13 protein-coding genes are annotated in these 12,978 nt (G+C 60.8%); 7 read left to right on the top strand and 6 right to left on the bottom strand.

What is annotated here, in order from left to right; genetic code table 11:
* The first annotated feature begins 179 nt into the window (after nt 1–179).
* From GA0061103_RS15555 to GA0061103_RS15545, 3 genes are all read left to right on the top strand, one after another.
* The gene (locus tag GA0061103_RS15555) at nt 180–1,553 is read left to right on the top strand and encodes a GH1 family beta-glucosidase (protein ID WP_092712552.1); all 1,374 of its coding nucleotides are present in this window, start codon (nt 180–182) and stop codon (nt 1,551–1,553) included.
* Between the two features lie 166 nt (nt 1,554–1,719).
* The gene (locus tag GA0061103_RS15550) at nt 1,720–2,268 is read left to right on the top strand and encodes an NADPH-dependent FMN reductase (RefSeq protein WP_208603517.1); all 549 of its coding nucleotides are present in this window, start codon (nt 1,720–1,722) and stop codon (nt 2,266–2,268) included.
* A gap of 111 nt (nt 2,269–2,379) precedes the next feature.
* A complete protein-coding gene (locus GA0061103_RS15545; RefSeq protein ID WP_092712551.1) occupies nt 2,380–4,590 on the top strand; it encodes a putative bifunctional diguanylate cyclase/phosphodiesterase in 2,211 nt (736 codons plus the stop codon).
* A 62-nt stretch (nt 4,591–4,652) separates the two neighbouring features.
* Here GA0061103_RS15545 and trhO read toward each other — a convergent pair whose 3' ends face one another.
* A complete protein-coding gene (gene trhO / locus GA0061103_RS15540) occupies nt 4,653–5,594 on the bottom strand; it encodes an oxygen-dependent tRNA uridine(34) hydroxylase TrhO (protein ID WP_092712550.1) in 942 nt (313 codons plus the stop codon).
* 171 nt (nt 5,595–5,765) lie between these two features.
* Nucleotides 5,766–6,251, bottom strand: coding sequence for a MarR family winged helix-turn-helix transcriptional regulator (locus tag GA0061103_RS15535; RefSeq protein ID WP_092712549.1), 486 nt, complete (start codon nt 6,249–6,251; stop codon nt 5,766–5,768).
* A 49-nt stretch (nt 6,252–6,300) separates the two neighbouring features.
* Here GA0061103_RS15535 and GA0061103_RS15530 point away from each other — a divergent pair, with 49 nt between their 5' ends.
* Nucleotides 6,301–7,815, top strand: coding sequence for an FAD-dependent oxidoreductase (locus GA0061103_RS15530; protein ID WP_092712548.1), 1,515 nt, complete (start codon nt 6,301–6,303; stop codon nt 7,813–7,815).
* 53 nt (nt 7,816–7,868) lie between these two features.
* On the opposite strand, the gene GA0061103_RS15525 is transcribed toward GA0061103_RS15530, so the two are convergent.
* Together GA0061103_RS15525 and GA0061103_RS15520 are read right to left on the bottom strand one after the other, a co-directional pair.
* A complete protein-coding gene (locus GA0061103_RS15525; RefSeq protein ID WP_092712547.1) occupies nt 7,869–8,780 on the bottom strand; it encodes a CHAD domain-containing protein in 912 nt (303 codons plus the stop codon).
* Entirely contained in the window at nt 8,758–9,243 is a 486-nt protein-coding gene (locus tag GA0061103_RS15520) for a CYTH domain-containing protein (protein ID WP_092712546.1), read from the bottom strand. The genes GA0061103_RS15525 and GA0061103_RS15520 overlap by 23 nt, the downstream gene beginning before the upstream one ends.
* A gap of 159 nt (nt 9,244–9,402) precedes the next feature.
* On the opposite strand from GA0061103_RS15520, the gene GA0061103_RS15515 reads away from it, so the two are divergent.
* From GA0061103_RS15515 to GA0061103_RS15505, 3 genes are all read left to right on the top strand, one after another.
* Nucleotides 9,403–10,041 carry a 2-dehydro-3-deoxy-phosphogluconate aldolase gene (locus GA0061103_RS15515; RefSeq protein WP_092712545.1) on the top strand — a complete coding sequence of 213 codons (639 nt, stop codon included), beginning with the start codon at nt 9,403–9,405 and terminating at the stop codon, nt 10,039–10,041.
* A 127-nt stretch (nt 10,042–10,168) separates the two neighbouring features.
* Complete coding sequence (locus GA0061103_RS15510; RefSeq protein WP_092712544.1) at nt 10,169–10,882, top strand: tellurite resistance TerB family protein; 714 nt, start codon at nt 10,169–10,171, stop codon at nt 10,880–10,882.
* 71 nt (nt 10,883–10,953) lie between these two features.
* A complete protein-coding gene (locus GA0061103_RS15505; RefSeq protein ID WP_092712542.1) occupies nt 10,954–11,178 on the top strand; it encodes a hypothetical protein in 225 nt (74 codons plus the stop codon).
* Between the two features lie 25 nt (nt 11,179–11,203).
* On the opposite strand, the gene GA0061103_RS15500 is transcribed toward GA0061103_RS15505, so the two are convergent.
* Both GA0061103_RS15500 and GA0061103_RS15495 read right to left on the bottom strand, forming a co-directional pair.
* Nucleotides 11,204–12,316 carry a nickel/cobalt transporter gene (locus GA0061103_RS15500; protein ID WP_092712541.1) on the bottom strand — a complete coding sequence of 371 codons (1,113 nt, stop codon included), beginning with the start codon at nt 12,314–12,316 and terminating at the stop codon, nt 11,204–11,206.
* Nucleotides 12,310–12,969, bottom strand: coding sequence for a DUF1007 family protein (locus tag GA0061103_RS15495; protein ID WP_167376591.1), 660 nt, complete (start codon nt 12,967–12,969; stop codon nt 12,310–12,312). The genes GA0061103_RS15500 and GA0061103_RS15495 overlap by 7 nt, the downstream gene beginning before the upstream one ends.
* Nucleotides 12,970–12,978: the final 9 nt, after the last annotated feature.

The raw sequence follows: 12,978 nt of genomic DNA, 5'->3' as shown, positions 1-12,978 counted from the left end.
ATGTTATCTGGCCGTGCGAAGATCGCTGCTGCTGCCGGCGGATTTTTCGCGAATGCCCTTAGCCGGCTTGGTTTATCGGCACCTGCAACGTTGCAGTTTTCCTGTGTGGCCCCTGTACTTTGAGAGGCAGCTTGGTTAAACCGCAGCCAACGAAGCCTATAACAGACGGGATTTTCATCATGATCGATCCGAAGCTTCTTGCCGATCGCTTCCCCGGCGATTTCACATTCGGTGTTGCCACCGCCGCCTTCCAGATCGAAGGCGCCACCAAGGCCGATGGCCGCAAGCCTTCCATATGGGATGCCTTTGCCAACATGCCCGGTCGCGTCTATCAGCGCGATAATGGCGACGTCGCCTGCGACCATTATAACCGGCTGGAACAGGATCTGGATCTGATCAAGGAGATGGGCGTCGAAGCCTATCGCTTCTCGATTGCCTGGCCGCGCATCATTCCCGACGGTACCGGCCCGGTGAACGAAGCCGGTCTCGATTTCTACGATCGCCTCGTCGATGGCTGCAAGGCACGCGGGATCAAGACCTTTGCGACGCTCTACCATTGGGATCTGCCGCTGACGCTTGCGGGCGATGGCGGCTGGACGGCGCGCTCGACGGCGCATGCCTTCCAGCGCTATGCCAAGACTGTCATGAGCCGCCTCGGCGACCGGTTGGATTCGGTTGCCACCTTCAACGAGCCCTGGTGCATCGTCTGGCTGAGCCACCTCTATGGCGTCCATGCGCCGGGTGAGCGCAATATGCAGGCAGCACTCTATGCCATGCACTATATGAACCTTGCCCATGGTCTCGGCGTCGAGGCAATCCGCTCCGTGGCGCCGAAGGTGCCCGTTGGCATCGTGCTGAATGCTGCTTCGATCCTGCCGGGCTCGGATCGTCCGGAAGATGCTGCCGCGGTCGAACGCGCGCATCAGTTCCACAACGGCGCCTTCTTCGATCCGATCTTCAAGGGCGAATATCCGAAGGAATTCGTCCAGGCGCTCGGCGATCGCATGCCCGTCATCGAAGACGGTGATCTCAAGACCATCAACCAGAAGCTCGATTGGTGGGGTCTCAACTATTACATGCCGATGCGAGTCTCCGATGACGCCTCCAAGAGCGGCGATTTCCCCTGGACGATGGAAGCGCCGCCGGTCAGCGACGTGAGGACCGATATCGGCTGGGAGGTCTATTCACCGGGCCTGAAGCATGTCGTCGAGGATCTCAACAAGCGCTACGAGCTGCCGGAGTGCTACATCACCGAGAACGGCGCCTGCTACAATATGGGCGTCGTCAACGGCGAGGTCGATGATCAGCCGCGCCTCGATTATTATATCGAGCATCTCGGTGTCGTCGCCGATCTTATCAAGGATGGCTATCCGATGCGCGGCTACTTCGCCTGGAGCCTGATGGACAATTTCGAATGGGCGGAAGGCTATCGCATGCGCTTCGGCCTCGTGCATGTCGATTACGAGACCCAGGTGCGCACGGTCAAGAAAAGCGGCAAGTGGTACAGGGAGCTTGCCTCACAGTTTCCGAAGGGCAACCACAAGGCGGATTGATATAGTTTTACCTCCCCCTTGAGGGGGGAGGTCGCGCGGAACGCGCGGGTGGGGGTGACATACTGTGTCCGCAATGGTCGCCCCACCCCGGACCTCTGGTCCGACCCTCCCCCTCAAGGGGAGGGTGGCTATCGCTCGAATCGGCGCGGCCTGATAGATATCGAGCATGATCCAGCGGCCGATTTCCCTTTATGCCCTTTGCGGAAGCCAGCGGCAGGCTTCGTCTAACCGCCGGCTGCTGGAGGCTCTGCAGCTTGCCTGCCCTGACGGCGTCACCCTGGAAATCTGCAACTTGATCGGCGAATTGCCGATCTTCAATCCGGACAATGAGGGTGAGAAAACGCCATCCGTCGTTCTGGAATTCGCGGCGAAGATCGGCCGGGCCGATGGCCTTATCGTGTCGTGCCCGGAATATGCCCATGGCATACCCGGCGGCTTCAAGAATGCGCTGGACTGGCTGGTGTCGCGCGACGAGGTGCCGTTCAAGCCGCTGATGTTTGCTCATGCTTCGCATCGCGGCGATCTCGTATTGGCACAGCTCACCGATGTCTTGCAGACCATGTCGCTGCATATCGTGGAGGACGCTTTCTTGCGTCTGCCGGTTGCGGGCAAGAGCGATGAGGTGCAGGCGTCAATGCTGCGGGAAGCGCGCGAAAGCGGCCTTTTATCCGCGAATCTCAGTCGTTTCGCGCGGGCGATCGCGAGCAGGACGTGAATTCTTTCGTCTTCGGCAAATTTGCAACCCCTTCCTGTAGGAATCTCCGATTCGCCTTAACCGTTTATTGAAGACCTGACGTCAGACTTCTCCGTCAAGGAGAAAAAGGTGTTGGGAGCATTTTTCAAGTCACTGCGGAAGAATGCGCAGATCGGTCGTCATTCCATTGTGACGGCCGTTTTGATTTGCTTTGCATTGATCGTTGCCGTCGTGACCTTGATGGTTCTTACCGCGATCGGCCGGGTTGCCGATTATTCCAACAAGCTGGATGACGAGCGCTCCTGGGAAACGACTGTCGGGGCGTTGAAAACCTTTCAGGGGCAACTGGAAGCGACACTGCATGACCATTCCGCCCGCAACGATGCGGCGCGAAACGTTTATGGGACCGATAATCAAGGTTGGATCGTCGGCAATTATGGCGACATTTCCTCCAACGGCGCGCTGTTCGACACTGCCGTCATCGTCGACGACAACAACAAGCCGATCGTTGCTTACCACGATGGCCAGCCATTGACCGAGAATATCGAGGATGTCCTCGGTGCCGCCATCTGGGCGCTTGTCGATCAGGCGCGAACAACGCGTGTGACGGGGGTGCCGGAAGCCTCGGGCTATATCATGACAAGGGATGGTATTGCCGCTGCCGGGGCTGCGACGATCCGCGAAAGATCCGGCCGCATTCCGGTGCCAGAAGGTCACCGGCGGTATCTGATCCTCGTCCGCTACCTTGACGCCGATCGGATCAAGATGCTCTCGAACACCTATGTCATCAGCGGCTTGACGCTGGTGCCGCCGGATACCATCGCCCGATACGCCGTTTCCATTGTCGATCCGCTCGGCAAGTCGCTGGGACGGCTGGTGTGGAGCTCGCGTCAGCCGGGGGACATGAGCTATCAGCAGGTCCGCCCGCTGGTGCTTGGCGCGCTTGGTCTGGTGGGTCTGTTTTTCGTCGTGCTTTTGATCCTGGGCTCGCTGGCGGGACGCCGGTTACGGGCGGAGGAAGTTCAGGCACGTCAGGTTTCGCTTCGCGACCGGCTGAGCGGGCTCCTCAATCGTGAGGGATTACGGCTCGACATGGATCGTCTGGTCGACCGGGCACGCTCCGACGGCACCAACGTCCTGCTTCTCTACCTCGATCTCGATGGCTTCAAGGAAATCAACGATGCCTATGGGCACGGTACCGGTGATCAGCTCATCCGTGCTGTTGCCGCCGGGCTCAAGGTGCTTGTGCCGCCGCAGGCGGCTTTGGCGCGCCTTGGAGGCGATGAATTTGCCATCGTCTTTCCGACGAAGGAACTCAATGACGCTCCGGCTTTGCGCCTGGCCGAGCAGATCCTGGATTTTCTTGCCGAGCCTCTGGAGATCGGCCGCCGGGTGGTCGTGGTCGGCGCCAGCATCGGCATCGCAGGCTCGCCTGAAGGCCGCATCGACCGCGAGGAGCTGGTGCGCCGCGCCGATCTTGCCATGTACAAGGCCAAGGAAGCCGGCCGCGCCCGGATGACCTGCTACGAAACCGCCATGGATGCGCATCGCGAGGAACGCAATGCGCTGGAGCTCGATCTGCGTCGCGCGATCGAGATGGAGGAACTGACGCTCGCCTACCAGCCTCTGGTTGATGCATCGAGCTGCGAGATGATTGGCGTCGAAGCGCTGGTGCGATGGAACCGCCCCGGTCACGGACCGATTTCGCCGGAGGTCTTCATTCCCATCGCCGAGACCAGCGGCCTGATCGAGGCGCTGGGCCTGCTCGTGCTCCGCAAGGCCTGCGAGGCGGCACGGCAATGGCCAAACCTGCGGGTCGCCGTCAACGTTTCTCCCGGCCAGTTCCGCAATCCCGCCTTTGCGGATTATGTCCGCAGCGTCTTGAACAGCACGGAGATCGAGGCCGAGCGGGTGACGCTGGAAATCACCGAAGGCTACATCATTCAAAATCCCGAGCGCACCCGCCAGTCGATCGAGCGGCTGAAGAGGCTCGGCGTCAAGGTGGCGCTCGACGATTTCGGCTCCGGTTTCTCCTCCATCGGCTATCTGCGCCAGTTCGGTTTCGACCGCATCAAGATCGATCGTTCGCTGACGATGAACGTGCTGGAAGACAACCGCGCCCGCGAGATGGTCAAGGCGACCGTGGCTCTTGCCCGATCGCTCGACATTCCCGTCACGGCCGAGGGTATCGAATCCGAGGCGCAGGGAAGGGCGCTGGAAGATTTCGGCTGCGACGAGCTGCAGGGCTATTTCTACGGCAAGCCGATGCCGGACGCCGAGATCAGCAAGCGGCTGGCGGTGCAGATGGCAACCACGCTGGACGAAGAACACGCCGCTGCCTGATGTGCCTGGAACATTCGCGCATTCCCGAGGGAAGGCGGCAGCGCTGCTCTTCTGAAAATGCTTTAGCCGATATGCTCGTGACCACGCTTGCGGGCGAGCGCAATCTGGCGCTGCCTTTCGCGATAACGCTCGCGATCCTCCTCGCTGCGCTCATGATAGCAATGGCTGCAGGAGACGCCGGCCTCGTAGAAGGGTGAGGTTACTTCCTCGGCCGTGATGGGGTTGCGGCAGGCGTGGCAGAGCTTGTGATTGCCTTCCTTCAGGCCGTGTTCGACGGAAACGCGTTCGTCGAAAACGAAGCAGGCGCCTTCCCAGAGGCTTTCTTCCGCCGGCACTTCCTCGAGATATTTCAGGATGCCGCCCTTGAGGTGATAGACTTCATCGAAGCCCTGCTGCTTCATGAAGGCAGTCGCCTTCTCGCAGCGGATGCCGCCAGTGCAATACATGGCGATCTTCGGCTTGTTGTGCAGGCCGGTATTGTCACGCACCCAATCGGGAAATTCGCGGAAGGTCTTGGTCTTCGGATCGACCGCGCCCTTGAAGACGCCGATGGCGGTCTCGTAATCGTTGCGGGTATCGATGACGATGGTATCGGGATCGGAGATCAGCGCGTTCCAGTCCTTCGGCGCGACATAGGTGCCGACGACTTGCGTGGGGTCGATGTCCTCGACGCCCATGGTGACGATCTCTTTCTTCAGCTTCACCTTCATGCGCACGAACGGCATTTTCGACGCACGGCTTTCCTTGTGCTCGAGGCCGGCAAATTCCGGCTGTGCGCGCAGGAAGGCGAGGACGGCGCCGATGGCGGCATCCGTGCCGGCGATGGTGCCGTTGATCCCCTCATGCGCGAGCAGCAACGTACCCTTCACGCCGTTCTGCTCGCAGAGCGCAAGCAAGGGCTCGCGCAGGCTTTCGAAGCGCGGAAAGGAAACGAAATGATAGAGCGCGGCAACGAGGAATGCGCCGGTCGCGTCGCGCCGTGGATTTGAAAGCATGTCGGTCATGCCGGGGAAATACAATTTTGTGGGCTTTCAGGCAATCGGGATTTACGCCGCAGCCCCGCAACCTCGGCATTCTGCCTCTGGCGGTGCGATGGAAGACGCCGAATGCCGCTGCCGGCAAACTGAAATGTTGCTCGCGAGAGGCCTTCAAAAGAAGGCCTTTCCAAAGGCGGCTTATCGTGCAGCTGGCGCATCATCCTTGATGTCGTCGGCAAACCTGCGCATGAGCCGCACAAGGTCCTCGATATCCTGGTTATCCCATTTGGCGAAAATGGACCGTGCGATCCGCTCGCGCGCCTGATCGATGCGATCGGTCATCGCCTTGCCTTGCTCGGTGATGACGGCTTCGCGGAGGCGGCGGTCGACCGCGTTCTCCTGCCGGCTGATCAGCCCAAGCCCCTCCATCTTCGCAACCTGCCGGCTGACGGTGGTGTAGTCGCGCCCGACGCGGTCAGCCAGTTCGACGACACCGATGGGGCCGAGCCGTTCCACCAAAACCAGGAGGGAAAACAGCGCGCGCTCGAGGGAGATGCCCGCCTCCTTGATCATCGCCTCATCGCGTTGAGGCCGGTTCATGACGCCGACGATTTCGACCAGCGCGCTATGGAGTTCGCGTAGCTGGCCGCCAATATGTGTATTTTGCAAGCTTTCTGTTGACACTGAGTCATCCTTCTCTTAATATGTGCATATTACACATATGGAGATAGAAATGACAGAGCAATTTACAGCCGATGTGCTGATTTGCGGTGCGGGCGCGGCCGGCCTGGCGCTGGCCATCGATCTGGCGCGAAGAGGCATTTCCTTCCGTCTGATCGAGAAGATGGACGGGCCTTTCCGTGGTTCACGCGGCAAGGGCATCCAGCCGCGAACCCAGGAAATCTTCGAGGATCTCGGTATTCTCGATCGGATCGTAGCGACCGGCGGCATGTATCCGCCTGAGCGGCGATATCGTGAGGATGGCAGCTTTACAGAGGCCGAAATCATTGAGCATCAGGACCCGACACCCGCCGAGCCCTATCATCTGCCACTGATGATACCGCAGTTCCTGACCGAAAAGGTGATGCGCGAGAGATTGCTCGAACTTGGCCATAGTCCAGAATTCGGCTGCGAGTTGGTTGGCTTTGAGCAAGATCCGAACGGCGTGACGGCGCGTCTCGCGGGCAAGGCTGGAGAGGAAACTCTTCGCGTGCGCTGGCTCGTCGGCGCCGATGGCGGCCGCAGTTTCGTCCGCCATGCCCTTGGTATCGACTTTCCGGGCAAGACCCTCGGCGTTCGCGCCATCGTGGCCGATGTTATTTTGACCGGTCTCACGCGCGATGCCTGGCATCGCTTCAACGAAGACGACATGACACGGCAGATCATGTTCTGCCCGCTTGCCGGGACCGAGATGTTCCAGATACAGGGGCCGATCCCTCTCGAGGGTGATATCGACCTCTCTGCCGAAGGGCTGAAAGCCATGGTGGCGGAGCGGACCAAGCGTGACGATATCCGTATCCAATCTGTCTCGTGGGCGTCAGCCTACACCATGAACGCCCGATTGGCCGATCGATACCGTGTCGGCCGCGTGTTTCTCATCGGTGATGCCGCCCACATTCATCCGCCGACCGGCGGCCAGGGCCTCAATACCAGCGTGCAGGATGCTTATAATCTCGGATGGAAGCTGGCTGCGGCCGCCAATGGAGCCGACGACCAGCTGCTCGACAGCTATGAAGAGGAGCGCCAGCCGGTCGCAGCAGGGATGCTCGGCCTGGCAACAAAACTTCTCGATGCTCAAAAGCAAGGCAATATGCGTCGCGGTCGCGAGGTGCGTCAGCTCGATATAGGTTATCCTTCGTCCTCGCTCGCGCTCGAAACGCTTGGGCGCAGCGGCCGTCTGTCTGCTGGCGACCGAGCTCCGGATGCGCCGATCCGCGGCGTTGCCGGCCAGCCGAAACGACTGTTCGACCTCTTCCGAGGCGCGCATTGGACATTGCTCGGCTACGAGGTGCAGCCAGGATCGGTGTCGCCGCGTGCAAGCTTGCATATTCATACTTTCGGCCGGTCAGGCGACATGGTCGACGCCGAGGGCTATCTTCGCGACATCTATGCTCTATCCCCCGGCGAGTGGGTGCTTGTCCGGCCGGACGGATATATTGGCGCGATCGCTGCGGCTGACGGTATTGCGATGCTGGAAGGTTATTTCGCGCAAGTGGGGCTTGGTTCGGCGGATGCGTGGCGTGCCTAAAGTGATGGGCGGGTCACGCTGATTGAACTCTTGAGCCGTGCGTGCGGGCTCCGTCAGCCCGCTGTCTCCAGCCAGAGGTGCTTTATGGTTCGCGCCTCGTTCTCCGGCTTGTCGGCAAAGACCCAGCGAGCTCGGCTCAGCGCTTCCTCGCGCGCGGTCTGCTGCCGGGCAATGATCGCTTCCAGCAGGCGGGCGTGATCGTCGCTTCTGTCGAAGAGATGCGGCTCGCGGTCCGCAACATCGGCCAATATCGACATGTCGAGATAGCGGCCGAGCACGTCGACCAAGGCCTTGGCCTCCAGCTGCTTGGCATGCATGGCGGCCGGCCAGACATCGCGCAGCAGCATGTGATGCATCCAGTAGTCCTGGCTACGCTTGCGCAGGTCATGAAAACTCTCGACATGCGCCGCTTCCGCATGGCATTCGGACAGCGCCTGCATCGCCTTGCGGGCATTCTTGCGCCAGCTTTTCTGAAAAAGACGGGCCGTGTCGCGCCGGCCGCAGTCGAAGGATACCTCCTTCAATGCCTCGCGCGCTTCGGCACATGTGGCGATTGCCGCCTTTGCCTTGTCTTCGAGATCGGTTTCTGCCGCCGCGAGATGGTCGCGCCTGGTGGTCAGCAGATCGCTGACGCGGGTCAGCGCATGGAGTTCTTCGGCGGATGCGGCGGTTGCCTGCAGGTAGTGGCTAATCTCGATCAGCGCGGTCGCGTCGCGAACGCCGGAAAGCGTGCGGGCCATATCCCGAAGCCGGTCATTTTCCCGCTGCTGAAATTCGCGCGCGATCGGAGCTATCAATCGATAGAGCGCCCGCACGCGCTTGATGTTCTTGCGGGCGGCGTGAACCGCTTCGTGCAGGCCCTGCGGTCTATCGGTCAATTCGGCCATTGCCTTGCCGAGTTGATGCGCGGCGGCTTTGTGCACCTCGTCATCAAGCGCCCGGTCAGGCCGTATGCGATAGCTCATCGTACTCCTGCTCGAACTGCGTCGCGAGGGCCTGATTGGAATAGCGGTATTCGCCAGTTACCTCGCGTCCGATCCAGTCCGGCAGTTCCGGATTGTCGCTTTCTTTCCCCATCTCTACCTCGGCAATCACGAGGCCGCGATGGGCACCGCGGAAGACATCCACTTCCCATGTAAATCCCTTGAAAGGCACCTTGTGGCGGGTCTTCTCGATGACGAGACCGATCGACGTTTCCAGCAGTTCCTCCGCCTCGTCGACCGGGATCTCATATTCGAACTCGTCCCTGGTCATCGCCTTGCCGATCTTGATCGTCAAGGTCGCCTTCGTATCGTTCGTCAGCCGTATGCGCACGGAACGGCCTTCCATGGAGGCAATATATCCCTGTCGCAGGATCAGCCGCTCCGAAACGGAATCACGCCAGTGATCGCCGCGCACCAGAAACTTTCGCTCGATCTCTTTTGCCATGCGTTTGACATGCTCCACCGGCACAGATGACACTAGACTATCGTATGTCAGGACGAATTCCTACCCGTCGTATCCAAAGCGTGCTTTTGTCTCGACAAGCACCTTCGGGAGGGCTATTCGAAAGTCGGATTTCAATCGTTTTAAGGAAGTGTGCCAACCATGGGCGAGAAAACCGAGAAGCTTCTTTCCATCCTGAAACTGCAGCCCGTCGTTCCGGTGCTGATCGTCGACGATGCGAAATCGGCCGTGCCACTCGCCCGGGCGCTTGTTGCAGGTGGTCTCAAGGCCATCGAGATCACGCTACGTACCGCCGGTGCGCTCGACGCCATCCGCGCCGTGGCCGATGAGGTCGAGGGTGCCGAAGTCGGCGCCGGCACGATCCTCAATGTCAAGCAATGGGACGCGGCTGTCGAAGCCGGCTCCAAGTTCATCGTCAGCCCCGGCACGACGCAGGAACTGCTCGATGCTGCGCGCTCCTCGCACGTGCCGCTGCTGCCGGGTGCCGCAACCGCAAGCGAAGTCATGGCGCTGCGCGAGGAAGGCTATACGGTGCTCAAGTTCTTCCCGGCAGAGCAGGCCGGCGGCGCTTCTTATCTCAAGGCCCTGTCGTCACCGCTCGCAGGCACGATCTTCTGCCCGACCGGCGGTATCTCGCTGAAGAATGCGCATGACTACCTTTCGCTGCCGAACGTCATCTGCGTCGGTGGCTCCTGGGTCGCGCCGAAGGAGCTGGTTGCTGCCGGTGATTGGGCTGGGATCACCAAGCTTGCCGCCGAGGCTGCCGCGCTCAAGGGCTGAGCGACCGTTTCCAGTCGATTTCGAAGGCGCGCAGGCTTCTGCGCGCCTTTTTGCATTCTGCGGATTGGTATTTGCGGTTGCGCTTCCTATCTCCCTCTCACCATCACAAGGACGGAGGACCATCCATATGATCGACGCCCGCAAGCTTCTTGACCAATTCCTGGGATCGCAGGTTCCGGGAGTACAGGGAACCGTGAAAGACAGGGCAACCCAGGCCATCAATCTTGCCAGGGACAATCCGATGGCAACGAGCGCGATTGCCGGCGTGCTGCTTGGAACGAAGACCGGACGCCAGGTTGCAGGCAATGCGCTGGCACTCGGCGGCCTCGCAGCCATCGCCGGGCTCGGCTACCAGGCCTACAAGAATTACCGCGATGGCAATCAGCCGCAGCCGGCGCCGCAATCGGCCCCGCAGGCCGAGCCGCAGTTCCTGCCGCCGCCAACGGATTCCGGTTTCAGCACAGCGCCGGCCGTTGCGAGCAATGATTTTACGCTTTCTCTCGTCCGGGCCATGATCGCGGCTGCCCGCGCCGACGGCCATATCGACGATATGGAGCGCCAGCGCATTCTCGGAAAGGTGCAGGAGGCCGGCGTCGGGTCCGAGGCGGAAACCTTCTTCCAGCGCGAACTTGCCAATCCCGTCGATCTCGATGCCATCGTCGCCTCGGCGAAGACGGAAGAACAGCGCGTGCAGGTCTATACTGCATCGCGGTTGGCGATCGAGCCGGATTCGCGGGCTGAGCGTGGTTATCTCGATCTCTTGGCCGGACGGCTCGGTCTGGCCGATGCTCTGGTCGATCATATCGAGGCGACGGTTGCCGGCGCCAAAGTTCAGCTCTGACGGATAGGCCGGTTGCCTTTCCTCGGCAGCTGGCCTAAGCCTTCGCCTGAACTCATGTCAGGGCGTCAGGGATGGCTACATTGACGGATAAGAAAAGCGAAACCCGCTCGGCGGCGATTGCAGCCGCTGTTATCTTGCTGGTTGCGACAGCCGTGCTTTATCTGATGCCGAGCGTCATCGTCCGGCTCGGAGATATTTCGCCGTGGCTCGGCACCGGCTTTGGCGTGCTCGTCATCCTGGCCTTCTTCTTCGTCTTCTGGATGCGGGCGCGCTATCAGCGGCGCAATGGGCCGTAAGCTCTCCCGAACCTTCGGAAATTGCTCAGTTCTGCAGTGAGGCGCCGAGCAGGATGATGCCCGTGCAAATGACGAGCAGCGCGCCGAGAATTTCGATACTGTTGCCCACCCAAACCGAAAGTCTGGAGCCTTTGCCGGTAAAGCGGACGGCGGTGCCTTTCGCGAAGACAGCGATGATCGCAAGCAGCGAGACGGTCAGCGCCGTGCCGATCGACATGGCGAGGACGGATAGCAGGCCGCCAAGATAGAGCCCGTTCAGCATCGAGAAGGTCATGACCAGCAGCGCGCCGGAGCAGGGGCGCAGCCCGACGGCGGCAATGGCAGACCAGGCCTCGCGAGCACTAAATTTTTCGTTCGACAGCATCTTCGGATCGGGAAGATGGGCGTGGCCGCAAGTCTCACAGTAGGCGCCGTCGCCGGTCGCATGAGCGGGATCGTAGCATTGATAGCCGCCGGCAGCGGGCGTGACGGCGCCGCTGCGCGCAAAACCTCTCGCCGAATCCGTGCCCGTCGCGGCCCCCTCGAACAGCGAGAGGCTGATTGGCCCTGCCGATGTCGCGAGCTGCATTTCCTGACGTTGCGCCCGATCTTGCATCATCGCCCGCAGCTTGCGGAACAAAAGCCAGCTGCCGAACAGGATGACCATGACGAAGCTCGTGATCTCCATGGCGTTGGTGGCCATCGTCATGGTGATGCCGGAGCCGCGCAGAATGAAATAGGCGACGCCGACGACGAGAACGGCGACGAGGCCCTGGATGAGTGCGGAGACGAAGGAGATGCCGATGCCGCGTTTCAGCTCGATCTCATTGGCGACCATGTAGGAGGAAATCACCGCCTTGCCGTGGCCGGGGCCGGCGGCATGGAAGATGCCATAGGCGAAGGAGAGGCCGATCAGCGTCCAGAGCTGCCATGGGTCCTGGCGCATGGCTTCGATGGACTTGGTGAGTGCGCGATAGAAGGCCTGTTGCTCGTAATTCACGTAGAGGAAGATCGGCGCAAGCGGCCCGCCCATCGGCTGGAAGCTCGGCTCGGCGGTGCCGATGCCAAGTGGCGAGCCGGCAGCATGGGCAAGACCGGCTGCCGCCAGAAGGGCGATAGCTGCGGCCGGCACGAGCACCCTCATTCTCGAAGTCAGCATTGCACATCTATCCGCGTTGCGAAGAGTTTCGACATGGTCGTCCCCGTCGGATCGTTGAAGAAGGCATCCGTCAGCGTCGACCTGTTCTCGGCAATCACCTCATCCGGATTGGGCCGCACGACCTTGTGCGTACAGCTTTTGAAGGCATCGCCCTCGGTCACCAGCTCGTTGTCGCTCGGGAAATCGATCGAGGTATAGAGCGTCGGGTCGTAGATGCCGAAGCTCAGCTTGTTGCCCTTGGCAAGAGGCATCGGTTCGGCCGGCTTGACGGCGAAGAACATCAGGAGCTGGCCGTCGCGAAAGTCGACATTGATGACGTCAGGCTTCTCGACCTTGATGGTTTTGCCATTGAGCGTCAGGTTCGCATAATAGTCGTAGTCCGCCAGCGACTCGCGCACGGTCTTGCCGACCTCTTTCAGCTCGTCCGGATCGAGCTTCAGATTGGTGTTCTTGTCGAAGTCCATGAGCACCGAGGAGGAGAACACCTCGTCAAAGCGCCAGACGTTGCGCAGCTCCTGTACATTGCCATCCGCGCCGGCGAGCACTTCCAGACGAGCTTCCACGAAGATATGCGGATGCGCCGAGGCCGCGGCCGGCGCAAGCAACAGGCCGCCGGTCAGGGCAACAGCGTAGACAGTCGTGGATTTTCTCATGCGTCCGAT

It is taken from the genome of Martinezella multihospitum, from assembly GCF_900094585.1.
GTDB classification, from domain to species: Bacteria; Pseudomonadota; Alphaproteobacteria; order Rhizobiales; family Rhizobiaceae; genus Rhizobium; species Rhizobium multihospitium.
This window is presented reverse-complemented; position numbering and strand designations above follow the sequence as displayed.

What these genes read in the sequence shown, in the direction of transcription:
- GA0061103_RS15555 (WP_092712552.1), top strand. Translation starts at nt 180, where the DNA reads ATGATCGATCCGAAGCTTCTTGCCGATCGCTTCCCCGGCGATTTCACA.
- GA0061103_RS15550 (WP_208603517.1), top strand. Translation starts at nt 1,720, where the DNA reads ATGATCCAGCGGCCGATTTCCCTTTATGCCCTTTGCGGAAGCCAGCGG.
- trhO (WP_092712550.1), bottom strand. Translation starts at nt 5,594, where the DNA reads ATGACCGACATGCTTTCAAATCCACGGCGCGACGCGACCGGCGCATTC.
- GA0061103_RS15530 (WP_092712548.1), top strand. Translation starts at nt 6,301, where the DNA reads ATGACAGAGCAATTTACAGCCGATGTGCTGATTTGCGGTGCGGGCGCG.
- GA0061103_RS15525 (WP_092712547.1), bottom strand. Translation starts at nt 8,780, where the DNA reads ATGAGCTATCGCATACGGCCTGACCGGGCGCTTGATGACGAGGTGCAC.
- GA0061103_RS15520 (WP_092712546.1), bottom strand. Translation starts at nt 9,243, where the DNA reads ATGGCAAAAGAGATCGAGCGAAAGTTTCTGGTGCGCGGCGATCACTGG.
- GA0061103_RS15515 (WP_092712545.1), top strand. Translation starts at nt 9,403, where the DNA reads ATGGGCGAGAAAACCGAGAAGCTTCTTTCCATCCTGAAACTGCAGCCC.
- GA0061103_RS15510 (WP_092712544.1), top strand. Translation starts at nt 10,169, where the DNA reads ATGATCGACGCCCGCAAGCTTCTTGACCAATTCCTGGGATCGCAGGTT.
- GA0061103_RS15505 (WP_092712542.1), top strand. Translation starts at nt 10,954, where the DNA reads ATGGCTACATTGACGGATAAGAAAAGCGAAACCCGCTCGGCGGCGATT.
- GA0061103_RS15500 (WP_092712541.1), bottom strand. Translation starts at nt 12,316, where the DNA reads ATGCTGACTTCGAGAATGAGGGTGCTCGTGCCGGCCGCAGCTATCGCC.
- GA0061103_RS15495 (WP_167376591.1), bottom strand. Translation starts at nt 12,969, where the DNA reads ATGAGAAAATCCACGACTGTCTACGCTGTTGCCCTGACCGGCGGCCTG.